This window comes from Marinitoga lauensis (assembly GCF_004135675.1).
Taxonomy (GTDB): domain Bacteria; phylum Thermotogota; class Thermotogae; order Petrotogales; family Petrotogaceae; genus Marinitoga; species Marinitoga lauensis.
Genome location: NZ_QHLX01000001.1, coordinates 453,936 through 477,582, shown reverse-complemented (window position 1 = coordinate 477,582; position 23,647 = coordinate 453,936). Strand labels below are relative to the sequence as shown.

Here is a 23,647-nt window from a genome sequence, read left to right as displayed (position 1 = left end):
TTAAAGGTTTAAATCCCCGGACGGGGATTTTTATCATTTTCCAGTAATGATATTGTTAATATTGTTGTAAGTAGTATATCCAGTATTGAAGAAACTCATAAAATTGCTTACTGTACTCATAACACTAACAACATTTGTTAATATATTTTTTGGAATATAAATAATATTTCCAGGTTCCAGTAATTTATTCATACTATCAGGAACATTACCGCCATTATAGAAATCTTTTAAATTTAATACAATTGGTGGCTGATTAGGTCCATCAGTAAATAAAAATACATTTGATAATTCTGCAGTTTGTGTATTTACCCCAGCCTTAAATAAAGCTTCTATAACATTCAATCCTTTTGTATATGGAATCATGCCAGGATGCAATACTTCACCAAAAATATAAACAAATTGATTATGTGTTGTTGGAACATATACAACAGTTCCAGGATCTATTAATATAGTATTTAAATCTTTTACCTTATCTAAGTCTATTTCTACAAATTTTCCATCTGATTTGTATAAATTGATATATTTTTGAGTTTTCCAATCAATGGATAATTGACCAAGTATTTCTGTTAGAGGTACTGGTATTTCTGTTTTTATACTCCTTGGTGAAGTATTACCTAAAACTGTAATATAATTTAAGTTTACATCTAGAATAAAGTTTACATATGATCCCTGAGGAATTTTTGCTAAAGGATTATTAATAACATCTGTTGAATTATATTCAGCGATTTTCTTTTTATTATTATATACCATAATTGTACCTTCATTAGAAGGTGAAAAACCATTAACGCTGCTAAATATATCTATAAGAGTGACATAATCTTTTGCCTTGGGTGTAATAACTTTAACAGAACCATTTTTATAAATTAAAACATTATCGTTTTTGACTTTTCTTACATTTACATAAACTTCACCAGAAATAGGCATTTTATTGAGTGTTTGTTCTGCTTCTACTCCATCATATTTTTTGATGTTTTTATTATACTTAACTTCAATTTCATATTTATCTGAAGGCACATAACCTGCTCTTAATAAAACATTCCACAAAGAATCATTAAGCTTTGCAGTATAAACACCATTTACTACGCCGTCGCCCAAAATATATACATCTCTTCTGGAAGTTTTTGCCATAATCATAGTTCCAGGTTCGATAATATCATTATATACTTTATTTTCTTCTATAGTAAGTGTTTTTGTTGTATTGTTATTAACAAGTATTAATTCTCCGTTAAATTCATTGTTAAATCCTCTTGCTTTTGAAATAATAGCTGATAAAGTAATTGGTTCTGATATATCAAAATCCAATCTTCCAGTGTAATTAAAAGCACCTGAAGTATAAACATAATTCTTTTTAATTTTGATTTTTATAATACTACCAGGTTCTAATTTATCGTATTCGAAACTTTCAACTTTATCGTTTGTGAGACCGAGCTTAGCTAAAATAGTTTTTTTATCAATATTTTCTTTTTTATCAAAATAAATAGTTTTTGAAACATCACCAACAACATAAACAAATTTTTCAATAGGGATAATATCAATATACATATTATTTTTCAAAGGAATATTCTTATCAGAAACAAAAGTTTCTTTGGAGTCAGGGTCAAAAATCTTAATTTCAGACATTTCCTTATCAATACCCAATTTACCAATTAAAGTATCAAGATCAAAAGTCTCAGTTTTAGAGAACAATATTTTACCTTTATTTACAACATAAACAAATTTTTCAATAGGGATAATATCAATATACATATTATTTTTCAAAGGAATATTCTTATCAGCAATAAAAGTTTCTTTGGAATCAGGGTCAAAAATCTTAATTTCAGACATTCCTTTATCAATACCCAATTTACCAATTAAAGTATCAAGATCAAAGGTCTCAGTTTTAGAGAACAATATTTTACCTTTATTTGCAACATAAACAAATTTTTCTACAGGAAGAATATCGATATACATATTATTTTTCAAAGGAATATTCTTATCAGCAACAAAAGTTTCTTTGGAATCAGGGTCAAAAATCTTAATTTCAGACATTCCTTTATCAATACCCAATTTACCAATTAAAGTATCAAGATCAAAAGTTTCAGTTTTAGAGAACAAAATTTTACCTTTATTTGCAACATAAACAAATTTTTCTACAGGAAGAATATCGATATACATATTATTTTTCAAAGGAATATTCTTATCAGCAACAAAAGTTTCTTTGGAATCAGGGTCAAAAATTTTAATTTTAGACATTCCTTTATCAATACCCAATTTACCAATTAAAGTATCAAGATCAAAAGTTTCAGTTTTAGAAAATAATATTTTACCCTTATTTGCAACATAAACATATCTCTCTATAGGAGTAAATTTTACTATCATACCTTTAACAAAAGAAAAATTTTGTGTCGCATCAACTGTTAAGCCAGTTTCTGGGTTAAATACTTCAATAGTATAATCATTTTTGTCAATACCCATTTTTCCCATTAATGTGTTTAAGTCGAAATTTTCTTTTACATCAAATAGAATTTTGCCACCACCTACGTTTGAACTAACGTAAACATAATTTTCTATAGACTCGAATTCGACAATTTCTCCAACCTTTAATTCAAAATTTTCTTTAACATTGTCCAGTTTTCCTTTTTCCCTATCATAAATAGTGTAAGTTATATATTTTGGTTCAACACCTAATTTTGCCATCAATGTTTTTAATGTAAATGGTTCATCTTTTTCAAATACAATTTTTCCACCTTTATTTAAACCAAAAACATAAACATATTTTTCTAATTTATTGAATATAACAGTATCTCCTTTTTCAAGAAGTATATTTTTATTATCTTTTAAATCCTCAAAAGAAAAATTTAAGATTTTATTATTTCTTAATACAATAATAGAGCTTTCAAAATTTTGAGGATTAATATTAGAATTAGATACAATATCCTTTAAGGTAATTCCATTAAAATAAGGTATATTTTTTATTCCAAAATCAGTATAAACAGTAATATTTGTGTTATATTCAAAAGGGATAACTATAGTTGAATTTTCGGGTATTACAGGGTCCTTTTCCAACAATAAACCTTTAAATAGATTGGTAATGTCATATTTTTCCTCTTTACCATTTGGATACTTTACAATAGCATAAGTGCTTTTCCATGGTTCAGCAAAACCACCACTTAGCGAAATAATTTTAGTTAATGTTAATTCAGGTTTTGGTAATTGTATAATACCAGATTTTTTTACATTACCAATAATTTGTATTTCAAAAGGTGCATAATTAACTATTCCTAAGGTAACATTTGGAGATTTTATATATGTACTTATTTTTTCTTTAATTTCCTTTTCAAGTGTTTCTATCGTCTTACCATAAGCATTTAACCTCCCAATTGGTGGCACAGTAATTTGTCCATCAGGCCCTACTAATATTTTTTGGTTAGAATATTCAGGGTATCCAAAAACCCATAATCCCAATACATCTCCCGTTCTAATTGTATAATTTGCAAAAAGAGAAATCCCAAATAAAATAATTAAAAAAATAGATGTTTTCGACTTCACGACTAAGACCTCCTATATGTTTTTTAAATTAATTATTTTTTCCATCAAATTTAATTCCTGACTTGAAAAACCGTTTATTTTCAGATTTTCTACTATATTTTTTGCATAATCATATTTGTTTATTTTCATAGCGGCTTTTATCTTAATTAAACTCATATCAATAAAAAATTTTTCATTGACCTCGATCTTTAGACATTCATTATAATTTCCACAGTCAAACAATGTTTTTAAATAATAATAATATGTTTCTTCGGTTTTAAATCCAGATTCTATACACTTTTTAAAATATTCCAGAGCAGATTTTGAATCATTTTTTAATAAATAACACACTCCAAGATTATGGTATATAAGCGGATTTTCTGAATCTTCATTTAAAGCTAACAGGTAGTTTTTTATCGCTAATTCTACATTATTTAAACCTAAATATTTATTTCCTAATTTCAAATAATAAGCACTTTTATTCTGCAATTCCAACACCTTCCGAATAATAATACATAGTATCATTTATTATTTTACTATCTATTTGTAAATAAATCTTTACTGGTCTAATGCCCGGTGCAATAGGAGGAAAGATTTTATAAGTAATGTTTTGTATTATTTTTTTATTGTTATTTATGTAATTTTCAAAGACATTGAGATAATCTTTTGGAACAACACATCCACCAGTTAAATTTATGAGTTTTCTAACCTTTTCACTAACATTATTACTTGTTATTACATATAAAGACATATTGGTAAATATAAAAGGGGTAATGTTTTTTATATTAATGTATTTTTCAAAATTAGAATTTTCTTCATCATTTAAAATAATGATAGAATCATTTTTTAAGAGAGGCAACATTTCTAAAAACAAGTGTTCCATATTATCAAACTTATAAAAATAAGGCGTTTCAAGTTTTTTCTTATAAGTAAATGCATATCTTCCTTCAGAATCAGTAATATAAATTTTCTTATCAATAAAGTCTATTAAGTTACTTTCAGGTGCAATAGTACTTATTTTTAAATTTAATGTCATGTTTGGAATATTAAAATCAATTCCATATAAAAATACATAGTATGGTACAGCATCAGATATGAAGTCAACACGATCTATTATTAATTCATATTTTTTATAGTTAAATTTTAGCAATATACCATTCTTATAATTCATTAAATATGGGAAATCAAATAACCTGGTGAATTTATTATTTTGAAATAAATAAGTTCCATCATTCATAAAAGAAATTAAATAAATATTGTATGGAAGAGAAATAATTTTTAAAGGATAATGTTTATTTTTTAGAGGAATAATTTCTATAATTTTTTTTGAAATAGTAGAATAAATAATTATTTGTTTATTTTTGATATCTAATAAACTTATGTTATTATTGCTGTAGCTACCCGAAGTTATGATATATTTATTATTTAAAGATATCTTTTCTAGAAGTTTTCCATTATAATCAAAAATTAAAATATTGTTGTTCTGTGCATAATAAGTCCATAATCTACCTATTCTATCTACGGTTATTAGTAAAAGATTACTATAATCATTTAATTTTTGAAAATAAAAGTTTTTTTGTTTTGAAAAATCTTTTATCACATAAAGTCCTGTATTTCCAGAAACATAAAAATAATCGGTTCTATTGTCATAATATAATTTAAAAGGTATAAAATCCTTACCAATAGCAGTTGAGAATTTTATCCAGTTTTCATATGAATTATCCAGATTTGTGTAATAGATTAATTTATTCTGTATGTCCAATAAATATACAAAAGAATCTACTACAATAAAATCATTAGCAGTAAAAAATTTTTCATTAGCATTTATAATATTTTCAATTCTTTTAAGTTCTTTAATTTTTAATTGTGGAGAACTTTTTTTTTCTATATTATTTAAAGATTTAATAAAATTTAGAAGAGAAATAGCTTCGCTGTTTGATGGGGAAAAGAACAAAATATTGTTCAAATCCTCTTTAGCTTTTTCCACATTTCCTAATAAAAGATCAAGTTTTGCGGCATAATACCAGAAATATGGAACATCCTTTAAATAAATTTGATTTGTCATAGCTTCTTCTAATTTCAAACGTGCTTCATATTTTTTTCCAGAAAAAAAATCATTTAGGCTCTCTGAGAACAATTTTCGAGCCATTTTTTCGCTTTCTGTTAAAGTTTGTGAAAAAGCTAAAGAACATAATAATATGAATACGATTAATAGTCTTTTCATTTTTTAAATGATTTTTTGAATATTTCTACTATGTCAGTTTTCCTTTCAGTTTTATTTAATAATCTTTCTATATTAGGTTTATGTTTATAAATGCTTAATAAAGCTAAAAGTATATTTAATATTCCGAGTTTTGGTGAGTAAATAAAGCTTAATATCCCTATTATTGATAATGTTGAAATAGAGGCCAGGGATACATATTTTGTTGTTAGAGTTAAAGGGAGCCATAATAAGTAAAAAATTAAAGCTAAAGCTGGATTCAATGCAAAATAAGTTCCAACAGTTGAGGCCACACCTTTACCACCTTTAAATTTTAACCATATCGGATAAATGTGACCAATTACAGAAAAAAAGGCCACAAAATACGCGATATTTCCACTGAATTTTAAAGCCAGATAGGTTGGTATAAATGATTTTAAGAGATCCAACACCATACTTAAAACGCCGTAAAAAGCACCTGCACTTCTCAATACATTGGTACCACCAACATTTCCACTTCCAACTTTGGTAATATCAATTCCTTTAAGTCGTGCAATGATAAAGCTAAATGGTATGGAACCACATAAATAGCCGAATAATATCCATAGAAAAGCTGTCAATATAATCACCTCGTTATTTACTTCTGTTTTTAAATTTTATAAATATCGGAGAACCAATAAATGGATCAATATATCTTCTGATCATGTTTTGTATAGCTCTTTGATATGATTTAGGAATTTGATGTGGCATATTACTGAAAAATGTGAATACAGGTGGTTTTATATCAACCTGTGTTCCATAATAAATTTTTATGCGCTTTCCTTTTCTAACAGGTGGTGGAGATACCATCATAAATCTTTCTAATGCTGCATTTAATGCACTTGTAGGAATTCTTCTTGTATAAGATTTATATGCAGTATCAATGGCATCCATCAATTTTTCAATTCCCCAATGTTTTGCAGCAGAAGTAAAAATAACAGGGCTGTAATTTACAAAATATAACTCTTTTTCAAATAAAGTTAAATATTCTTCTATTCTTTTATCATGATATTTAACAAGATCCCATTTGTTGAATGCTATTACAGTAGCTTTTCCTCTATTTTCAGCTGTTCCAACCACCTTTTTATCCTGCTGAGTAATACCCTCAACCGCATCTATAAGTAGAACTACAACATCGGAATTTTCAATAGCTCTAATAGTTCTAACAGTGCTATACATCTCAACGCTACCATATTTTGTTTTTGATTTTCTTTTTAAACCTGCTGTATCAATAAATAAATATTTTTGTCCATTTATTTCCACCAATTCATCTATACTGTCTCTTGTTGTTCCAGGAACATCTGAGACAATAGCTCTTTCAATACCGGTAATAACATTAAACAAAGAGGACTTTCCAGCATTAGCTCTTCCAATTAAAGCAACTCGTATTACGTCTTCGTGATTTTCATCTTTCGCATCATAATGGGGAATTTTCTCAAATATTTCATCAATTAACTCATCCAGATTTTTATTATGTTCTGCGGAAATTGGAATAGGATCCCCAAACCAAGAGTATAAAGTTCAGGTAAAATATTGATCTCAAATTTATCATATGATTCCACCTTATTTGCAACAAGCAAAACTTTATTTTTAACCTTTCTCAAAACATTTGCCAGATAATGATCTTCTGCGGTTAATCCATTTCTTCCATCAACAATAAATAGTATTAAATCAGAATCATCTAAGGATTCCAAAACTTTATTCTTTGCAGCTTCTTCCAGTTCATTCGCAGGTTCCTCAAAAATACCGCATGTGTCAACTAAGGTGAAGGCACGCCCATCGTAGCGTGCCTCACTAAATATTTGATCTCTGGTAACTCCTGGATAATCCATTACAATAGCTTTTTTTTCTTTAATCAACCTATTAAATAAAGTTGATTTACCTACATTTGGTTTTCCAATTATTAGCACAACTGGTTTCATTTATTTCACCTCTATTATTTTAATAAGCTTACAACCATACTTCCTTTTTGTTCTTCATTTTCAAATTCAATAGAAAGAATTTCACCTTCTACACTGCTTCCAATTTTCAAAACACTTTCTATACTTTCATTTTCACTTAAATCAATTTTTGATTTAGGTATAAATGCTTCTACTTCATAATCATCAACAAGTATTACAGCACCTTTTCCAACATATTTTAAAACCTTACCATTAATTTTATCGCCTGTTTTTAATTCATTTGATACTCTTTTCCATGGATTTTCCTTTGTTTGTTTTACACTTAATTTGATTTTTCGATTTTCTTTATCTATATGCAATACTTTAACTTTAACTTTATCCCTTCATTAAATAAATCTTCAACATTATCCACGAAATTCCATGATAATTCTGAGACATGAGAAAATCCTGTTAAATTATTACCTAACTTTACAATAATTCCGTTTGGTAAAAGTTTTTCAACCTGACCATCAACGATATCCCCTTCATTGATTTTTTCCTCAATATTTTCCCATGGATCACCTAATACCTGTTTATAACTTAATGTAATTTTCTTTCTATCTTTATCAATAGAAATGACCTTAACTTTAACAAGATCACCAACCTTAACAATATCTTCAATCCTGCCTTTTCCTGTCCAGAATATTTCTGATTCGTGTACAAGACCTTCAATACCTTCATCTAATTTAATGGCGAATCCAAAGGGGAAAATATCTACAACTTCACCAGTAACAACTGAGTCAACAGGGAATTTTTTTTCAACTTCTTCCCAAGGATCATTTTTCAATCTTTTAACTGAAATTGAAACTTTTTTGTTTTCTTTATCAAGCTTTACAATAACACCTTTTATTTTATCACCGATATTATAAACTTTTGTGTGATCAAATTTTTTGTCCCAGGATAATTCACTTTTTGGAGCTAAAGCGGTCACGTAAGGATTCAAATTAACAAATAATCCGAATTCTTTTATACCACTTATTTTACCTTCAACAATCATGTTTAAATGATGATTGTTAAAAAATTCTTCAACATATTTCTCGACTAAGCCCTTTCTTGAAACAACGATATTAATTCTTTTTCTTCTTTTTTCATTTTTTAATACAAGAAAGTCCATTTCCTCTCTTGGAAAATCAGAATGAGGATTTAACATGGATAAAGAACCAGGTAAAAAAGCATTGATAACATTTTCTAATTCAACAATATATCCTTTTGCAACTTTTTCGATAATTTTACCTTTAACAATTTTTCCTTCTACTATTTCATCGATAATAGCATCTCTTTTTGCAGCTTTTTCAGAACCAAAAGCCTGTCCTTCAGCTTCGTTGATTTTTAATAATTTAACAGTTATTTTATCTCCTAATTTGTATTCTTTAATGTTATTTAATAAATAATCTTTTCCAACATATACATCAAAAGGTTTTCCTTCCGCTGAAACAAATAAACCATCGGAACTAATTGAAATAATTTCGCCGTTAATTATATCCCCTTTTTTATTTGAAATTCTGTTTCCTCGCTTAAAAGTTTTTCAAATTCACTTTTATCTCCAACCATCAAAAACCCCTCCTTAAAAATTCAATAACTTCATTGATAGATTTATTTGGTGTAGAAGTACCCGTTAAGATACCTATTTTTTCAAACTTGGATAAATTTATCTCTTTTAATTCACTAACTGAGTCTATATGAATAGAATTTTCATTATATTTTTTAGATATTTCATAAAGTTTTCTCGTGTTTGAACTATGTTTTCCTCCTATTATTATAACAAATTCTGCCCAAATTGCAATATCCTTTGCTTCATTTTCTCTTATTTTTGTTTCATAACAAATTGTATCTTTTATAATTAATTCATTATATTCTGATATTTGTGCAATATTAGAAGCAAAATTTTTAAAATTATGATAATCCATAGTTGTTTGTGTGATAATACAAATTTTATTGTGCTTAAAAGGAATTGGTTCTTTTATAATTTCAATCTTATTTTCATCTATATTGCCTTTTAAACCAATCATTTCAGCATGTTCTTTTTTCCCATAAGCAACAATAAAATATCCTTTTTGTTGCATTTCACGAGCATAATTAAACACTTTTTCTACAATAGGGCATGTTAAATCTATTGTTTTATAAAAATGCTCATTTAAAAATTTTTTGTCTTTTTTTGGAATGCCGTGTGCACGTATTATGCATATAGATTCTTTTGAATCTTGAGGTAATTCCTTTAAAGAATAAAAGAAATTAATATCTTTGGACATAAGTTCTTTCTTTACTTCGTTATTATGAACAAGGTCTCCAAAAATATATACTTTTTTATTATCTTTAGCTAATTCTAAAGCTTTTTCATAAGCTCTTTCCACTCCATAACAAAAACCAATTTTTGAAGCCAATCTTATTTCCACACAATTCACTCCACATTTATTTTATTTAATATAATATTTTTTATTTCATTTACAACAGTTTCAATGTTTTTTCCTGTTGTATCCACTATAATTGCATCATCGGCTGGTTTTAAAGGTGCAATTTTTCTTGTGGAATCTGCTTTATCCCTTTTTTCAATATCTTTTAAAATATCTTCTAATTTTACATTTTTCCCTTTTTCTATTAATTCTTTATAGCGCCTTTCGGCCCTTTCTCGAATAGAAGCAGTTAAAAATATTTTTACTTCTGCATCAGGTAATACAACGGTTCCAATATCCCTGCCATCGATAACAACACCATGTTTTTTTGCAATATTCCTTAAAATTTGATTTACTTTTTCCCTCACATGAGGATTTTTCGCGACTATTGAAGCAGCTTTCCCAATTTCTGGCGTTCTAATTTGAAAATCTAATTTTTCGTCAAAAAGATAATAACTTCCATCTATAATTTTTATGTCAAAAGTTTTCAACGCATTTATTATATCATTTTCATTATTTAAATCAAAATTATTTTTTTTCAAGTAATAACCAAAAGCTCTATATAATGCCCCGCTATCTAAATAATATAGATTGAATATATCGGCAATTTTTTTTGCAATAGTACTCTTTCCGGAGCCGGCAGGTCCGTCAATAGCAACTTTGAAATAATTCATTTTTTATCCTCCTTAAAGATCCAATTTAATCTTTAATTCTTTTAATTGTTTTTCAGAAACAGCTGATGGTGCTTCTGTCATTGGATCAGAACCGCTTGCTGTTTTTGGAAATGCAATTACTTCTTTTATTGAGTCTTCACCAGCCATAATAGCTATTAATCTATCAAACCCAATTGCTGCACCTCCGTGTGGCGGCGGTCCATATTTAAATGCTTCAATTAAAAATCCGAATTTTTCATTTATTTCTTTTTCACTTAAACCAATTAATTCAAATATTTTGTTTTGTAAATCCTTTCTGTGAACTCTGATACTTCCGCTTGCCATTTCATAACCATTAATTACAAGATCATAACATTGAGCTCTTATTTTTAAAGGATCAGAATCTGCGTACTTTTCAAATTCATCCAATTTCGGCATTGTAAAAGGGTGATGTTCTGCAACTAATCTATTTTCTTCATCATCCCATGCAAACATTGGGAAGTCTACAATCCATAAAACATCAAAACCGTCTTTTTATTCATCTCTTCTCTAATTAACTTAACTCTAATATGACCAGGATTTTATTAATTTCATCTCTTTTTCCAACCAAGATGAATGCAATATCATTTTCTTTAATAATATTGTCTTCAACCAATTTTTTAATTCCGGTTCTGCAATTTTTTTAATAGAGGATTTAATATTGCCTTTTTCATTTTTTACCCATATTAATCCGCCGGCACCAACTGACTTTGCAAATTCTGTATATTCATCGATCCTTTTTCTTGAAAATTTATCCGCTTTATTTTCTAACACAATACCTCTAACTTTATTTCCGTTTTCAATTGCATTTTTAATAAAAGTAGCTCCTGTGTTTTCAAATCTATCTGTAAAGTCTTGAATTTCCAGACCATATCTTGTATCTGGTTTATCAGAACCATATTTATCCATAACTTCATCATATGTAAACCTTCTCAGAGGAAGTTCTAATTCGTAATTTACCAATTCTTTAAATAATTTTTTTAATAAACCTTCTGTCAATGTTAAAATATCATCCATTTCAACAAATGACATTTCAAAATCGATTTGAGAAAACTCAGGTTGTCTATCTGCTCTGAAATCTTCATCTCTAAAACATCTTGCAATTTGGAAATATCTATCAAAACCTGAAACCATTAACAATTGTTTGAATAATTGTGGAGATTGTGGCAAAGCATAGAACGAACCAGGTTTTAATCTTGATGGAACAAGGAAATCTCTTGCACCTTCGGGAGTGCTTTTAGTTAAATAAGGAGTTTCTATTTCCATAAAATCATTTTCAGAAAAATATTGTCTGGTTATTTGTAAAGCTTTATGCCTCAATAATAAATTGTTTTTCATTTTATCTTTTCTCAAATCAAGATATCTATATTTTAGTCTTAAATTTTCTGAAATTTCTTCATCTTTATTAACATAAATTGGTGGTGTTTCAGATTCTGATAATATTTCTAAATCATTAACAAGAATTTCTATTTCTCCAGTTTTCATATTTTTATTAATAGCTTTTTCAGGTCTTTTTCTAACAATACCTTTTATTGCAATAACGTATTCATTGCCAATTTCTTTAGCAATATCATATATTTCTTTATTTTCTGGATCAATGACAAATTGCACTTTTCCATATCTATCTCTTAATAATCCAAACTTAATACCACCTAAATCTCTTATTCTCTCCACCCATCCGTTTAATATAATGGTTTCTCCAATATTTTTACTATTCAATTCACCGCATTTATGAGTTCTTTTTAAACGCATTTGAACACCTCCAGATTTATATATTTTTAAGGAATTTGTTATAATAATATAGAAAATAAAATTAGTATCATCTATATTTTGAAAAAGTTTATTTAAGTATATCATAAAAATGTGTCTAAAAATACCAATTTATTTTACCATTTTTTTTGAATTTTGTGGTAAAATAGTACTGAGAGTATGAGAATAATAAAAATTTTTTGGAGGTGTTAGGATGAAAAAGCTTTTAATCATTTTAATGGTATTAGCTTTAGCTGTGTTTTCATTCGCAGCAACAACTTATAAGGATGTTCCTGTTAATCACTGGGCATTCGATTCAATTGAAAGATTATCTTCATTAGGAATTATTGAAGGATTCCCAGATGGAACATATCAGGGATTATCTCAGGTAAATAGATATCAACTTACAGTAGCTTTAGACAGAGCACTAAAATATGTAGAACAGCAATTATTTGCAACATTAGCTGAAAAAGTAGTTGCACTAGACAAACAGGTTCAACAAATATCCAAACAATCAAAAGGATTATCAAAAGATGAAGTAAATGCAATGATAAAAAATGCAATGGCAAACATTGACACAACTTCTTTAGATAATAAAATTAACGAATTAGAAGCATCAATAAATGAATTAAAAAGTGCATACGATGTTATCAGTTTTTTAAGTTCAAAAATTGATAACGTTGAAAAGAAAGTAGCCGCATTAGAATCAAACAAAACATTTGAACAAAAAATTTCATCTTTAGAAAATGAATTAAATGCATTAAAATCATTATCAGCTGATTTAGAAGCGTTAAAAAAAGATGTTGCTTCTAATAAAGCAGCAATAGAATCTATAGGCGTTTTAGCAAATAAATTAGCAGATTTAGAAACAAAAGTAAGTGCGATTGATTTAGATTCTGTAAAATCAGAAATATCTACTTTTGAATCAAAATTAGCTTCAAAAGCAGATATGGATTCAGTAAATACAGCTATTGATACTAAAGTAGCAGAGTATTTAAAAGATTACGCAAAATTATCAGACTTAGAAAATTTAAATATCGATTCTTTAGCAAGCAGAGTTGCATCAGTTGAAACAGAATTAACAACATTAAAAGGAAATATGGCAAAAATTGATGAATTAAGTGCAAATATTGAAAGTGTGAAAGTTTCCGTAGATACAAATTCAGAGAAAATAAAAGAATTAGGATTAAAATTTGATAATTATGTAACAAAAGATGTTTTAAAAGAATATCCAACATTTGCAGATTTAAAACAGTATGCAACATTAGGTGATTTAAATGCTGCATTGAAAAATTATGCATTAAAAACTGATTTAAGCAAATATGCAGTAGCAGCTGATGTAGATGCTAAACTTGGAAATTATGTAACAAAATCAGATTTAGAAACACAATTAGAGAAATACGCAACGTCAGATTCTATAGTTGATAAAGCAAGAGTAGATAAAATTGAAAAAACTGCAAATCAAGCAAATATTTTAAGCTGGTTAGGTATAGTGTTAGGTGTAGCTGGTGTAGCAATATACTTTATAAATCCTTCTAAATATTAATCATTCAATCAAAAATATTGTGGTGGCTTTATGCCACCATTTTTTTATGTTATAATATAATTGATATTCGAATAAGGTGGTGAAGTTATGAAAAAGAAATTTAGCTGGAAAGAAAAATTTAATGAATACAAAAATAATGATGAAGTAAAGAAGAATTAAACAAATTCAGAGCAGGATATTACAGAAGAAATGATGATTGCACAGAGTGTTTACAATGTATAGGTACTATTGCTGTAGCCGATACCTGTTGTGAGTGTGCTGGAGGAGATCTTTGCCCTTGTATTTAAAAAATAATTATATAAAAACATCTTTATTTCTGGCTATTTCTGTTATATTGTATTTAACTTCGAAATTTTTCAATATTGCACCAAATATTATTCCGTTATCAATACCTATATTTATCCCACTATTAAATAATGTATACTATTCTATAATTTTTATAGTGGGATTTTTATTTATTAATAGTTTTTTGGGTTTATTTATTCAGGTAATTCCATTAATAATATTATTTTTCTTTCCTGTTATTGTATTTACATACTCTAAAAAATACAGATATTTTTTTACTTCTATGATGGCCATAATTTCTATTTTTCTTTTTATTCATTTTTTTAATTTCTTAGTTCCTGAGCTATTAAAAAAAAATTTCTTTTTCTATACAATAACTATTATAGGATATGTGGTTGGCATAAATTTATATAATATAATAATATTAGAACTATCAAATAAAATTAAAAATTATATTTTGAACAAAATGGGGAAGGGATATGAAAAAAATTTTGTTATTTTATTATTTTTTATTATTTCCATTTGTATATTAGCTGATAATGATCCATTTAAAATGCCAGATATCGATGTGAATATGGATACAAACTTTAATATGAATATTGAAAATAATCTATTTTCTGATGAATTTAATAAGTATTTAGAAGAAATGAATCAGGAATGGAATGAACATTTGAATTATATGAATGAGCAATGGGGAAAATTATATGAAGAAAGTCAAAAAGACTGGGATAAATATTATGAAGAATATTTGAAGCAAGAAAAATCATTTATGAAACATTTTGAAGAAATCTGGGAGAATCATTTGAATATACTCCAGATAAATGGTATGATTTTTCTAATGATTTAAAATCCTTTTCTGTTGTTACATTTAAAGGGATGAAAAAAATAAAAATGGTTATATTGAAGTTAAAGTAATAGTGAATAAAAATGAATCAAAGAATACTGTGGAAGAAAAAGTAAAAAAACAACTGAAAAAAACAGTTGAAACAAAAGATGAATATACAAAGAAACCTATTTTGGATAATCTAATAAGCAAGAAAGATCTGGAAAACCTAAAAATAAAAAAAGAAAAAGAGGAAAAAGATAAAGTTATTTATACAGCTAAAATACCAATAATAAAGAATCCTTTTTTAGAAAAAGCAAAACAATATATACCTATAGTAAATAATATAAAAAATAAATATGGAATTCCAAGACCTTTTATATTGTCTATTATTCAAAAGGAATCTTCATTTTTACCCAGAGCAAAATCAAGAAGCGGTGCTCTTGGATTAATGCAATTAATTCCAAGATATGCCGCTACAGAAGCATATATTTATCTATATAATAGAAAACCTAATCCCATGACCTTGGCAAATGAATTGTATAATCCAGAAAAAAATATATTATATGGGTCTACTTACATATATTTATTACATGCAAGATACTTTAAATTCGAAAAAGATTATGCAAAAAGAAAATATATGGTTATAGCAAGTTACAATATGGGGCCAATAGCGATTTCAAAAAGAGTAAGAGGTTTGAATTTAGAAAAAATGGATTTAAAATCATTATATAATTATCTATTATCAAATACACGAAAAGAAACTTCTGATTATTTAAAAAAAGTATTAAACTACGAAAAAGAATGGAATAAAATATTTCCTTAAAAAATGAACGCTTCGTTTATATAGAAGCGTTCATTTTTTCCTTTAATTTTTTTTGCTTTTTTCTTAATAAAAATAATTCTATAGTTCCGAATAAAGAAATAATTCCAACCAAAATATACGTAAAAATGGTTCCTTTATAATCTAATATCATTCCAACAAATGGAGATAATATAGCAAAACTTAAATTTGCTGCTAAACTTATCATAGAAATTACAGTTGCTCGGTATTTATCCTCCACTTGATGATTAATATAAAAATTCATGGTTGGTCTATAAAGACTTCTAACTATTTGTTGTAAAGATAAAAAAATTATAGCAAACTTTGATATAAAAATCACAGGTAAAATAAAACTTAAAGTTATTAAAGACATCAGGGTTAATAATACCTTTCTTGGTCGAATATCTTTAATTTTTGGAGACAAATATTTTGATGCTAATGCTGCAACAATATTAAAACCAAAGAATATTACACCAAACCACTTAACTTCAATATTAACCTGTGAAAAATATGGCTGATAAAGCCAGAACCCTACTCTAAACGTAAACCCATAAAAAACTGCATATAACAATGCCCATATAATGCGAGGCGTATTTATAGCTACTTTAAAACTCTTAAAAATATGTATTGTATAACTATGTTTGCTTTTTTCTCTTTCTGTTTCAATAAAAAGATACGCCGTAATCGAACCAATAACAACACTAAGTGTACTTATCCAGAAAGGTAAAAACTTATTATATGAATAAAGAAAACCACTGATTATAGAACCAAATGCATGACCTAAAAATAAGTAATAATTACTTTTTCCTTCTATAATTTGAAAATCACTTTTTCTATTTAATTTATTTAAACTTTCATAAAGTAATGCAGAATCTGCTCCGCTTGATAATGTTAATCCTATACCGAAAAGAATTTCAGCTATAGCAAAAATCCAGAAAGAATTAAAAAGTATGTATAGAGTTAAGCCTAATGCTGCGAAAATTCCAGATAAAAAAAGAGAAAGTCTTCTTGATACCTTATCTGCAAGACTTCCTGTAGGAACTTCAAATAGAAAAACAGAAATAGAATAGATGCTCTGTAATAACATAATTTGAGAATAATTTAAACCCTTAAAGAGTAAATAGGGAACAACAATAGGACCTATAATTCTAAAATTAATGAAAAAACGATAAATCGGATAAATACTAATATTTCTTTTGTACATATGTCCCCACCCCCGTGAAAAATATTTCAGCTATTATACAAAAGAAAAGTAACAAAAAAATTTCTTATATATAACAAAATAAGAAAGCTGGATTCGAAAGAATCCAGCTTTTTTGATAAATTATTGATTTGGATTTTGTGTATCTTCTGGGTTTGGATTAGGATTTGCACCAGCATTAGCTGTTTGTTGTGCTTGTTGATATATTAATTGTCCTAATTTCATTGATTCATTTTTCAAGTCTTCCATTACAATCTTTAATTTAGCAATATCATTGTTGTTTATTGCATCCCTTACATCGCTAATCAATGATTCTAATCTTGTTCTTTGCTCTTCTGGTACCTTATCTTTATTTTCATTGATTAATTTTTCTACTTGATATGCTAAATCATCAGCCTGATTCTTAAGTTCGATTTCTTCTCTCTTTCTCTTATCCTGTTCTTCATATTCTTGAGCTTCTCTAATCATTCTTTCAATATCTTCGGATGATAATTTATTTCTACCTGTAACAACCATTGATTGTTGTTTTCCTGTACCTAAATCCTTAGCTGAAACATTAACAATACCATTAGCATCTATATCAAAAGATACTTCGATTTGTGGAACTCCTCTTGGTGCTGGTGGAATGCCTGTTAATTTAAAGCTTCCTAAGAAGAAATTATCTCTTGCAAGAGGCCTTTCACCCTGGAATACTCCTATTTCTACTTCTGACTGAAAGTCTGCAGCTGTTGTAAATACTTTGCTTTTTCTAATAGGAATTTTGCTATTCTTAGGAATAATAACTTCCATTAAACCACCTTTCACTTCAACACCTAATGATAATGGTGTAACATCAACCAATACCAAATCCTGTTCTGTGTTACCTGTCATAATAGCTGCTTGAACTGCAGCACCAACTGCAACAGCTTCGTCTGGGTTAACACCTTTGCTTGGTTCTTTCTGGAAAATAGACTTTACCAATTCTTGAACTGCAGGAATTCTTGTAGAACCACCAACTAATAATACATCATCAATTTCTTGAGCAGATAATCCTGCATCTTTTAATGCTGTTTCGATAGGGCCTCTTGTTGATTCAACTAAATCTCTTACTAATTCTTCAAATTTCTTTCTTGTTAATGTTTTTTGTAAGTGAACTGGTTGTCCATTAACTACAGTAATAAATGGTAAATTAATTTCTGTTTCTAATTTTGTTGACAATTCTATTTTTGCTGTTTCTGCAGCTTCTTTTAATCTTTGCATTGCCTGTCTGTCGTTTGAAATATCAGAACCGTGTTCTTTCTTAAATTCATCAACTAACCAATCAATTATTCTCTGGTCGAAGTCATCACCACCAAGGTGGTTATTACCTGATGTGGATACAACTTCAATAACTCCTTCTCCAACATCTAAGATAGAAACATCAAATGTACCTCCACCAAGGTCGTATACAACAATCTTTTTATCTTCATGAACTTTGTTTAAACCAAAAGCTATTGAAGCAGCTGTAGGTTCATTAATTATTCTTAAAACCTCTAAACCTGCAATTTCACCAGCTTCCTTTGTTGCCTGTCTTTGTGCATCGTTAAAATATGCTGGAACAGTAATTACAGCTTTTTTGATTTTTCCACCCAAATATGCTTCTGCATCTCTAACTAATTTTTGTAAAACAAAAGCACTTATTTGTTGTGGAGTAAAGTTTTTATTATCAACCGTTACTTTATAATCTGACCCCATTTTCCTTTTTATTGATCTTATAGTTCTTTCTGGATGTAAAACAACTTGTCTCTTTGCAGGTTCACCCACGATAACCGTTCCATCTTTTGAAAAATGTACAATTGAAGGTGTTGTTCTTTTACCTTCAGCATTAGGGATAACTTCAACGTTTCCATCTGGTTTCATCCAGGCAATAGCTGAGTTGGTTGTTCCAAGGTCAATACCAACTACATATTCTTTTTCAGCCATATATATCTACCTCCTTAATTAATCTTTTGATTTCCGTATATATTATACTCCAAAAAAAGGAAAAATGTTCAATTGAAATATTTTTTTAACATAATTCTGTTATTAGTTAATAATAACAATTATAATTACTTATAATATATAAGTTACTAAAATTTATAGCAATCTTAACTATTGATTGCTATAAAAATAAACAAAAAAGAATAAATTCCATTATATTAATTTATTATTTTTTAACAAAATCTATGTTATAATTATAATAATAAAAACAGTAATGAAAGGGGAGTGGAATTATGAAACTTATAGAAAAAGTTTTAGAAGAGTTATTAAAAAAGTCTGTTGAGAAGATATACCCTGATATTGAAATAAAAAATCCAGTAGTTCAAAGAACAGCAAATGAAAATTTTGGTGATTTTCAGACTAATTTTGCAATGATAAATGCAAAAAATTTAAAAAAGGCACCAAGAACAATAGCCAGGAAATTATAGATAATATTCCAGAAAATAATATTATAGAAAAAATAGAAATAGCAGGACCAGGATTTATAAATATTTATGTAAAAAATGAATTTTTAATTGATTATTTACAAAAATAGAAAAAGAAGAACCGGATTTTCATTTATTAAAGATAAAGGAACAGTAGTTATAGATTATTCGTCACCAAACATAGCTAAACCCATGCACATAGGTCATCTAAGAAGTACTGTAATTGGTGATTCGATAAAAAGAATATATAAATATTTAGGTTATAACGTTATAGGAGACAATCACTTAGGAGATTGGGGAACACAATTTGGAAAATTAATTGTTGCTTATAGACTCTGGTTGGATAAAGAAAATTATGAAAAAGATCCAATTGGCGAAATGGAAAGAATATATGTAAAATTCGAAAAAGAATCAGAAAAAAATCCTGATTTATTAGAAGAAGCAAGGCAGGAACTTAAAAAATTGCAGGACGGAGATCCAGAAAATAGAAAACTATGGCAGGAATTTATCGATCTATCCTTAAGAGAATATAATAAAATATATAAAAGAATGGATATAGAGTTTGATACATATTATGGTGAATCACATTATCATGACATCATGCCAGAAATCGTAAAAATGTTATTAGACAAAGGTATCGCCACATATAGCGAAGGAGCCGTTGTTGTATTTTTCGATGAAAAAGAAAATTTACCTCCTGCAATAATACAAAAGAAAGACGGTGCTTTCTTATATGCAACTTCTGATTTAGCATGTATAAAATTCAGAAGAGAAACATACAATCCAAATAGAATATTATACGTCACAGATGAAAGACAACAAACACATTTTAAACAGGTATTTAATATTGCAAGAAAATTAGGTTGGGACGATAATTATCAACATATCTGGTTTGGTTTAATGCGATTTGCAGATGGAGTATTCTCCACAAGAAAAGGGAATGTAATAAAATTAGAAGAGTTATTAAACAAAGCAGTAGAAAAAGCCAGAGAAATTATAGAAGAAAAGAATCCAAATTTAACAGAAGAAGAAAAACAGCAAATTTCAGAAGTTGTTGGTATTGGTGCAGTAAAATATGCTGATTTAAGTCAAAATAGAATAAGTCATATTATCTTTGATTGGGATAAAATGTTGGCATTTGATGGAAATACCGCACCTTACTTACTTTATACTTACGCAAGAATACAATCATTAAAAAGAAAAGCAAAAGAAAATGGTTATACAATGGATGATGCGAATTTATTAATAAACGAAAAATTAGAAAGAAAACTCGGATTATTACTCACTCAATTACCAATAATAGTTTTAAGAGCTGCAGAAGATTATAAACCGAATTTAATTGCAGATTATCTATTTGAATTGGCTCAAACTTATAACTCATTCTATAACAACCTACCAGTATTAAAAGAATCAGAAGATGTATTGAAATCAAGGTTATTACTCTCACACTTAGCTGGTGAAGTTTTAAGAAAAGGATTAAACTTATTAGGTATAAACGTTGTGGATAAAATGTAAGGAGTGAAATAAATGATATATTCCGTAGCATTTTCATTACTTTTATCAGGTCTGGCCGCTTATTATTTAAAACCAAATATGCTTTTTATGATTTTAGTTATAATATCAGGATTAATCACAGCGATATTCTCCTTTCTATCAAAAAAATACGATAAACTTACAATAGTATATTTATTTATAGGATTATTACTTTCAGTATTTGGAATAATAAGAAGTTTTGATATTAATTTGTTCATATTATTAGTATTATTATCAACTATTTTTTCATCATTATATAATTACAAAAACAAAAAAATATTTATAGCTCTTGCATGGATTTTAAACGCTATAGCAATAGGAACATATATATATATAAATGTATCTGCATCATCTGCAATAATAATAGGAATTTTAATATTCGCTTCTGGATTAAGAGATATATTGCCAAAGAAAAAAGTCGAGGAGGATTCAGTTGAAAAAGATAATATTTAGACTTTTCAAATCCAATAGATATTCAATAGTCGCTTTAATTGCTGCAATGGAGAAAGAAAGAATAAATATAGAAACAATATTAGAAAAAAACTTTAATAAGATATTAGAATACAATCCAGAAGAAACATTAATTGTATATTCTTTCATGAGTTTTGATATCTTTGACGTTGAAAAGGAAATTCCTATATTAAAAGAAAAAGGATTTACCGTTATAGCAGGTGGACCACATCCAAGCGCTATGCCAGAAGAAACATTAAAAATAAGATTTGACCATATATTTGTTGGTGAAGGTGAAGAAACCTTCACCAATTTTTTGAAAAATGGTTCAACTGAAAAAATTATATATTCTAAAAAAATGGTAGATTTAAACCATTATCCACCGTATGCGATAAAAAACAAACATTTTATGCCTATGGAAATCACCAGAGGATGTCCATTCTTATGTGGTTATTGTCAAACACCAAATCTCTTTGGAAGAGTTGTAAGACATAGAAATATTGATATCATATTAGAATACGCTAAAGAAGGTATAAAACACAATAGAAAAATAGCAAGATTTATTACTCCGAATTCATTTGGATATGGCTCTAAAAACGGTGTAATTCCTGATGTAGAAAAAATAGAAGAATTATTATTTAATCTGAAAAAAATAGGAATGGAAAAAATTTATTTTGGCTCATTTCCATCAGATGTAAGACCGGAATCTGTTACCCCTGAGATATTAAAAACAATAAAAAAATATGTGAATAATAAAATGATAATAATTGGAGCCCAAAGCGGTAGTGAAAATATATTGCAAGAAATAAAAAGAGGACATAATTTAGAAACTGTAGAAAGAGCTTTATCATTACTCAAAGAACATGGATTCATTCCATACGTAGATTTTATATTTGGTTTTCCATTTGAAACTGAAAAAGATATAAAGAAAACATTTGAATTTATGGATAAAATCACAGAAAAATACAACGCTGTTATACATTCACATACATTTATGCCATTACCAGGCACACCATTATTTAATGTAGGCCCGGGTAAATTGAATAGGAAATATTATAAAAAATTAGGCGATTTATCCAGAAACGAAAAACTTGCTGGTTACTGGCATAAACAGGAACAATTGTCTATAAAACTATACAATCATTTTTTTGGAGGTGACTAATATGAAAAAAACATTAATATTTATGTTTCTCATTATTTCTATTCTTATGTTTTCAGAAATTATCGATCAAAAAAGTATTGATTTAAATGGCGATGGTATTAATGAAAAAATTACTTTAGAAGGAACATATATCAGTTCTATTTATATCGATGGACTAACATTAAATATTTCTAATTCAACCAATTATTCTACTTCTATTAATTTAGGTTTTGGAGCATATAATCCAGAAATGGAATTTTATGACTTTGACGGAGACAAAAAATTAGATGTTTTTGTTAAAGGATATTCTGGAGGAAGCGGAAATTATCTTTATTATTACATTTACTCCTATACAAATGGAAAATTATTAAGTTCAGATGATACAATATTAGATTTAGAGACTGCATTCATGGATAATTTCAAAGCTCTGGTTAAATATAAAAATGCATATACATATATAGATCTATCAGATAGAAAAGATGAATATATAAAAACAAAAACCTATAATAAATATGGGCAATTTATTGGTAAATTCAAAGAATTATTTGTAGGCGGAATAGGAGAATTAGAACCATTTGATTTCGGTCATGATGGAATTTATGAATTAAAAGGCGTAATAAGCATATCAGGAATATACCATGCAGATAGGATTGGTTATGCTCATTTTGTTTATTCTATAAAAGAAAAAAGAATAAGATGGTTAGAAATATCAAAACTTATTTATGCAAAATAAAACAAGATTTAATATTTGTAGCAAAAATTTTTCTTGATTTCTATTGAAAGTTATGTTATAATATGTTTTGGAGTTGTTCCGGTGTAGCTCAACGGTAGAGCGGGTGGCTGTTAACCACTAGGCTGGGGTTCGAATCCCTCCGCCGGAGCCATAATTAAAAGCCAGCGAAAGC

17 protein-coding genes, 1 tRNA gene and 4 pseudogenes are annotated in these 23,647 nt (G+C 27.6%); 9 read left to right on the top strand and 13 right to left on the bottom strand.

The genetic code is table 11. From position 1 onward, the window contains the following. Positions 1 to 33: 33 nt before the first annotated feature. The 7 genes and pseudogenes from DJ007_RS02605 to DJ007_RS02575 form a co-directional block, all read right to left on the bottom strand. Positions 34 to 3,528 carry a polysaccharide biosynthesis/export family protein gene (locus DJ007_RS02605; protein ID WP_129408194.1) on the bottom strand — a complete coding sequence of 1,165 codons (3,495 nt, stop codon included), beginning with the start codon at positions 3,526 to 3,528 and terminating at the stop codon, positions 34 to 36. Positions 3,529 to 3,540: 12 nt separating this feature from the next. After that, positions 3,541 to 3,996 carry a tetratricopeptide repeat protein gene (locus DJ007_RS02600; protein ID WP_165973963.1) on the bottom strand — a complete coding sequence of 152 codons (456 nt, stop codon included), beginning with the start codon at positions 3,994 to 3,996 and terminating at the stop codon, positions 3,541 to 3,543. Continuing rightward, positions 3,986 to 5,731 carry a ligand-binding sensor domain-containing protein gene (locus DJ007_RS02595; RefSeq protein ID WP_129408192.1) on the bottom strand — a complete coding sequence of 582 codons (1,746 nt, stop codon included), beginning with the start codon at positions 5,729 to 5,731 and terminating at the stop codon, positions 3,986 to 3,988. The genes DJ007_RS02600 and DJ007_RS02595 overlap by 11 nt, the downstream gene beginning before the upstream one ends. Then, positions 5,728 to 6,336, bottom strand: coding sequence for a glycerol-3-phosphate 1-O-acyltransferase PlsY (plsY, locus tag DJ007_RS02590; protein ID WP_240739173.1), 609 nt, complete (start codon positions 6,334 to 6,336; stop codon positions 5,728 to 5,730). The genes DJ007_RS02595 and plsY overlap by 4 nt, the downstream gene beginning before the upstream one ends. Before the next feature lie 4 nt (positions 6,337 to 6,340). Continuing rightward, positions 6,341 to 7,668: pseudogene (der, locus tag DJ007_RS19835) on the bottom strand (ribosome biogenesis GTPase Der). Positions 7,669 to 7,682: 14 nt separating this feature from the next. Further along, entirely contained in the window at positions 7,683 to 8,006 is a 324-nt protein-coding gene (locus tag DJ007_RS02580) for a S1 RNA-binding domain-containing protein (RefSeq protein WP_129408191.1), read from the bottom strand. Beyond that, positions 7,997 to 8,836, bottom strand: a complete 840-nt coding sequence (locus DJ007_RS02575) for a S1 RNA-binding domain-containing protein (RefSeq protein ID WP_240739171.1) — start codon at positions 8,834 to 8,836, stop codon at positions 7,997 to 7,999. The genes DJ007_RS02580 and DJ007_RS02575 overlap by 10 nt, the downstream gene beginning before the upstream one ends. Here DJ007_RS02575 and DJ007_RS16870 point away from each other — a divergent pair. Next, positions 8,835 to 9,077, top strand: a complete 243-nt coding sequence (locus DJ007_RS16870) for a hypothetical protein (RefSeq protein WP_240739170.1) — start codon at positions 8,835 to 8,837, stop codon at positions 9,075 to 9,077. The two genes, DJ007_RS02575 and DJ007_RS16870, sit on opposite strands and share 2 nt — an antisense overlap. Here DJ007_RS16870 and DJ007_RS16865 read toward each other — a convergent pair. The 4 genes and pseudogenes from DJ007_RS16865 to aspS form a co-directional block, all read right to left on the bottom strand. After that, positions 9,047 to 9,142 (bottom strand): annotated as a pseudogene (locus DJ007_RS16865) (hypothetical protein); the annotation flags it as partial. The gene DJ007_RS16870 and the pseudogene DJ007_RS16865 overlap by 31 nt on opposite strands. Positions 9,143 to 9,236: 94 nt before the next feature. Then, on the bottom strand, positions 9,237 to 10,079 hold the full coding sequence (gene ispH / locus DJ007_RS02570) for a 4-hydroxy-3-methylbut-2-enyl diphosphate reductase (RefSeq protein WP_165973962.1): 843 nt from the start codon (positions 10,077 to 10,079) through the stop codon (positions 9,237 to 9,239). Between the two features lie 5 nt (positions 10,080 to 10,084). Then, on the bottom strand, positions 10,085 to 10,750 hold the full coding sequence (cmk, locus tag DJ007_RS02565) for a (d)CMP kinase (RefSeq protein WP_129408189.1): 666 nt from the start codon (positions 10,748 to 10,750) through the stop codon (positions 10,085 to 10,087). A gap of 12 nt (positions 10,751 to 10,762) precedes the next feature. Continuing rightward, positions 10,763 to 12,520 (bottom strand): annotated as a pseudogene (gene aspS, locus DJ007_RS02560) (aspartate--tRNA ligase). Between the two features lie 211 nt (positions 12,521 to 12,731). Between aspS and DJ007_RS02555 the strand changes: the two are divergent. The 3 genes from DJ007_RS02555 (at position 12,732) to DJ007_RS02545 (ending at position 15,997) form a co-directional block, all read left to right on the top strand. After that, complete coding sequence (locus DJ007_RS02555; RefSeq protein ID WP_129408188.1) at positions 12,732 to 14,063, top strand: S-layer homology domain-containing protein; 1,332 nt, start codon at positions 12,732 to 12,734, stop codon at positions 14,061 to 14,063. Between the two features lie 271 nt (positions 14,064 to 14,334). Continuing rightward, positions 14,335 to 15,195, top strand: coding sequence for a hypothetical protein (locus DJ007_RS02550; RefSeq protein ID WP_129408187.1), 861 nt, complete (start codon positions 14,335 to 14,337; stop codon positions 15,193 to 15,195). Positions 15,196 to 15,265: 70 nt separating this feature from the next. Beyond that, positions 15,266 to 15,997, top strand: coding sequence for a transglycosylase SLT domain-containing protein (locus DJ007_RS02545; protein WP_165973961.1), 732 nt, complete (start codon positions 15,266 to 15,268; stop codon positions 15,995 to 15,997). A 16-nt stretch (positions 15,998 to 16,013) separates the two neighbouring features. Here DJ007_RS02545 and DJ007_RS02540 read toward each other — a convergent pair whose 3' ends face one another. After that, a complete protein-coding gene (locus DJ007_RS02540; protein ID WP_129408185.1) occupies positions 16,014 to 17,198 on the bottom strand; it encodes an MFS transporter in 1,185 nt (394 codons plus the stop codon). Between the two features lie 120 nt (positions 17,199 to 17,318). Continuing rightward, complete coding sequence (gene dnaK / locus DJ007_RS02535) at positions 17,319 to 19,136, bottom strand: molecular chaperone DnaK (RefSeq protein WP_129408184.1); 1,818 nt, start codon at positions 19,134 to 19,136, stop codon at positions 17,319 to 17,321. Positions 19,137 to 19,426: 290 nt separating this feature from the next. Between dnaK and argS the strand changes: the two are divergent. The 5 genes and pseudogenes from argS to DJ007_RS02510 all read left to right on the top strand — a co-directional run bounded on the left by argS (position 19,427) and on the right by DJ007_RS02510 (position 23,626). Further along, positions 19,427 to 21,133, top strand: a pseudogene (gene argS, locus DJ007_RS02530) (arginine--tRNA ligase). Positions 21,134 to 21,145: 12 nt separating this feature from the next. Further along, positions 21,146 to 21,604: a hypothetical protein gene (locus DJ007_RS02525; RefSeq protein ID WP_129408183.1), complete on the top strand. Its 459-nt coding sequence runs from the start codon at positions 21,146 to 21,148 to the stop codon at positions 21,602 to 21,604. Then, on the top strand, positions 21,585 to 22,763 hold the full coding sequence (locus DJ007_RS02520) for a TIGR04013 family B12-binding domain/radical SAM domain-containing protein (protein WP_129408182.1): 1,179 nt from the start codon (positions 21,585 to 21,587) through the stop codon (positions 22,761 to 22,763). The genes DJ007_RS02525 and DJ007_RS02520 overlap by 20 nt, the downstream gene beginning before the upstream one ends. Before the next feature lies 1 nt (position 22,764). Next, a complete protein-coding gene (locus tag DJ007_RS02515) occupies positions 22,765 to 23,475 on the top strand; it encodes a YybI family spore inner coat protein (RefSeq protein WP_129408181.1) in 711 nt (236 codons plus the stop codon). Between the two features lie 77 nt (positions 23,476 to 23,552). Further along, a tRNA-Asn gene (locus DJ007_RS02510) sits at positions 23,553 to 23,626 on the top strand. The last annotated feature ends 21 nt before the right edge of the window (positions 23,627 to 23,647 follow it).

Coding starts and splice junctions, on each gene's coding strand:
- DJ007_RS16870 (WP_240739170.1), top strand. CDS start 8,835: ATGGATAAAGAACCAGGTAAAAAAGCATTGATAACATTTTCTAATTCA.
- DJ007_RS02540 (WP_129408185.1), bottom strand. CDS start 17,198: ATGTACAAAAGAAATATTAGTATTTATCCGATTTATCGTTTTTTCATT.
- DJ007_RS02555 (WP_129408188.1), top strand. CDS start 12,732: ATGAAAAAGCTTTTAATCATTTTAATGGTATTAGCTTTAGCTGTGTTT.
- dnaK (WP_129408184.1), bottom strand. CDS start 19,136: ATGGCTGAAAAAGAATATGTAGTTGGTATTGACCTTGGAACAACCAAC.
- DJ007_RS02525 (WP_129408183.1), top strand. CDS start 21,146: ATGATATATTCCGTAGCATTTTCATTACTTTTATCAGGTCTGGCCGCT.
- DJ007_RS02515 (WP_129408181.1), top strand. CDS start 22,765: ATGAAAAAAACATTAATATTTATGTTTCTCATTATTTCTATTCTTATG.
- cmk (WP_129408189.1), bottom strand. CDS start 10,750: ATGAATTATTTCAAAGTTGCTATTGACGGACCTGCCGGCTCCGGAAAG.
- DJ007_RS02595 (WP_129408192.1), bottom strand. CDS start 5,731: ATGAAAAGACTATTAATCGTATTCATATTATTATGTTCTTTAGCTTTT.
- DJ007_RS02575 (WP_240739171.1), bottom strand. CDS start 8,836: ATGTTAAATCCTCATTCTGATTTTCCAAGAGAGGAAATGGACTTTCTT.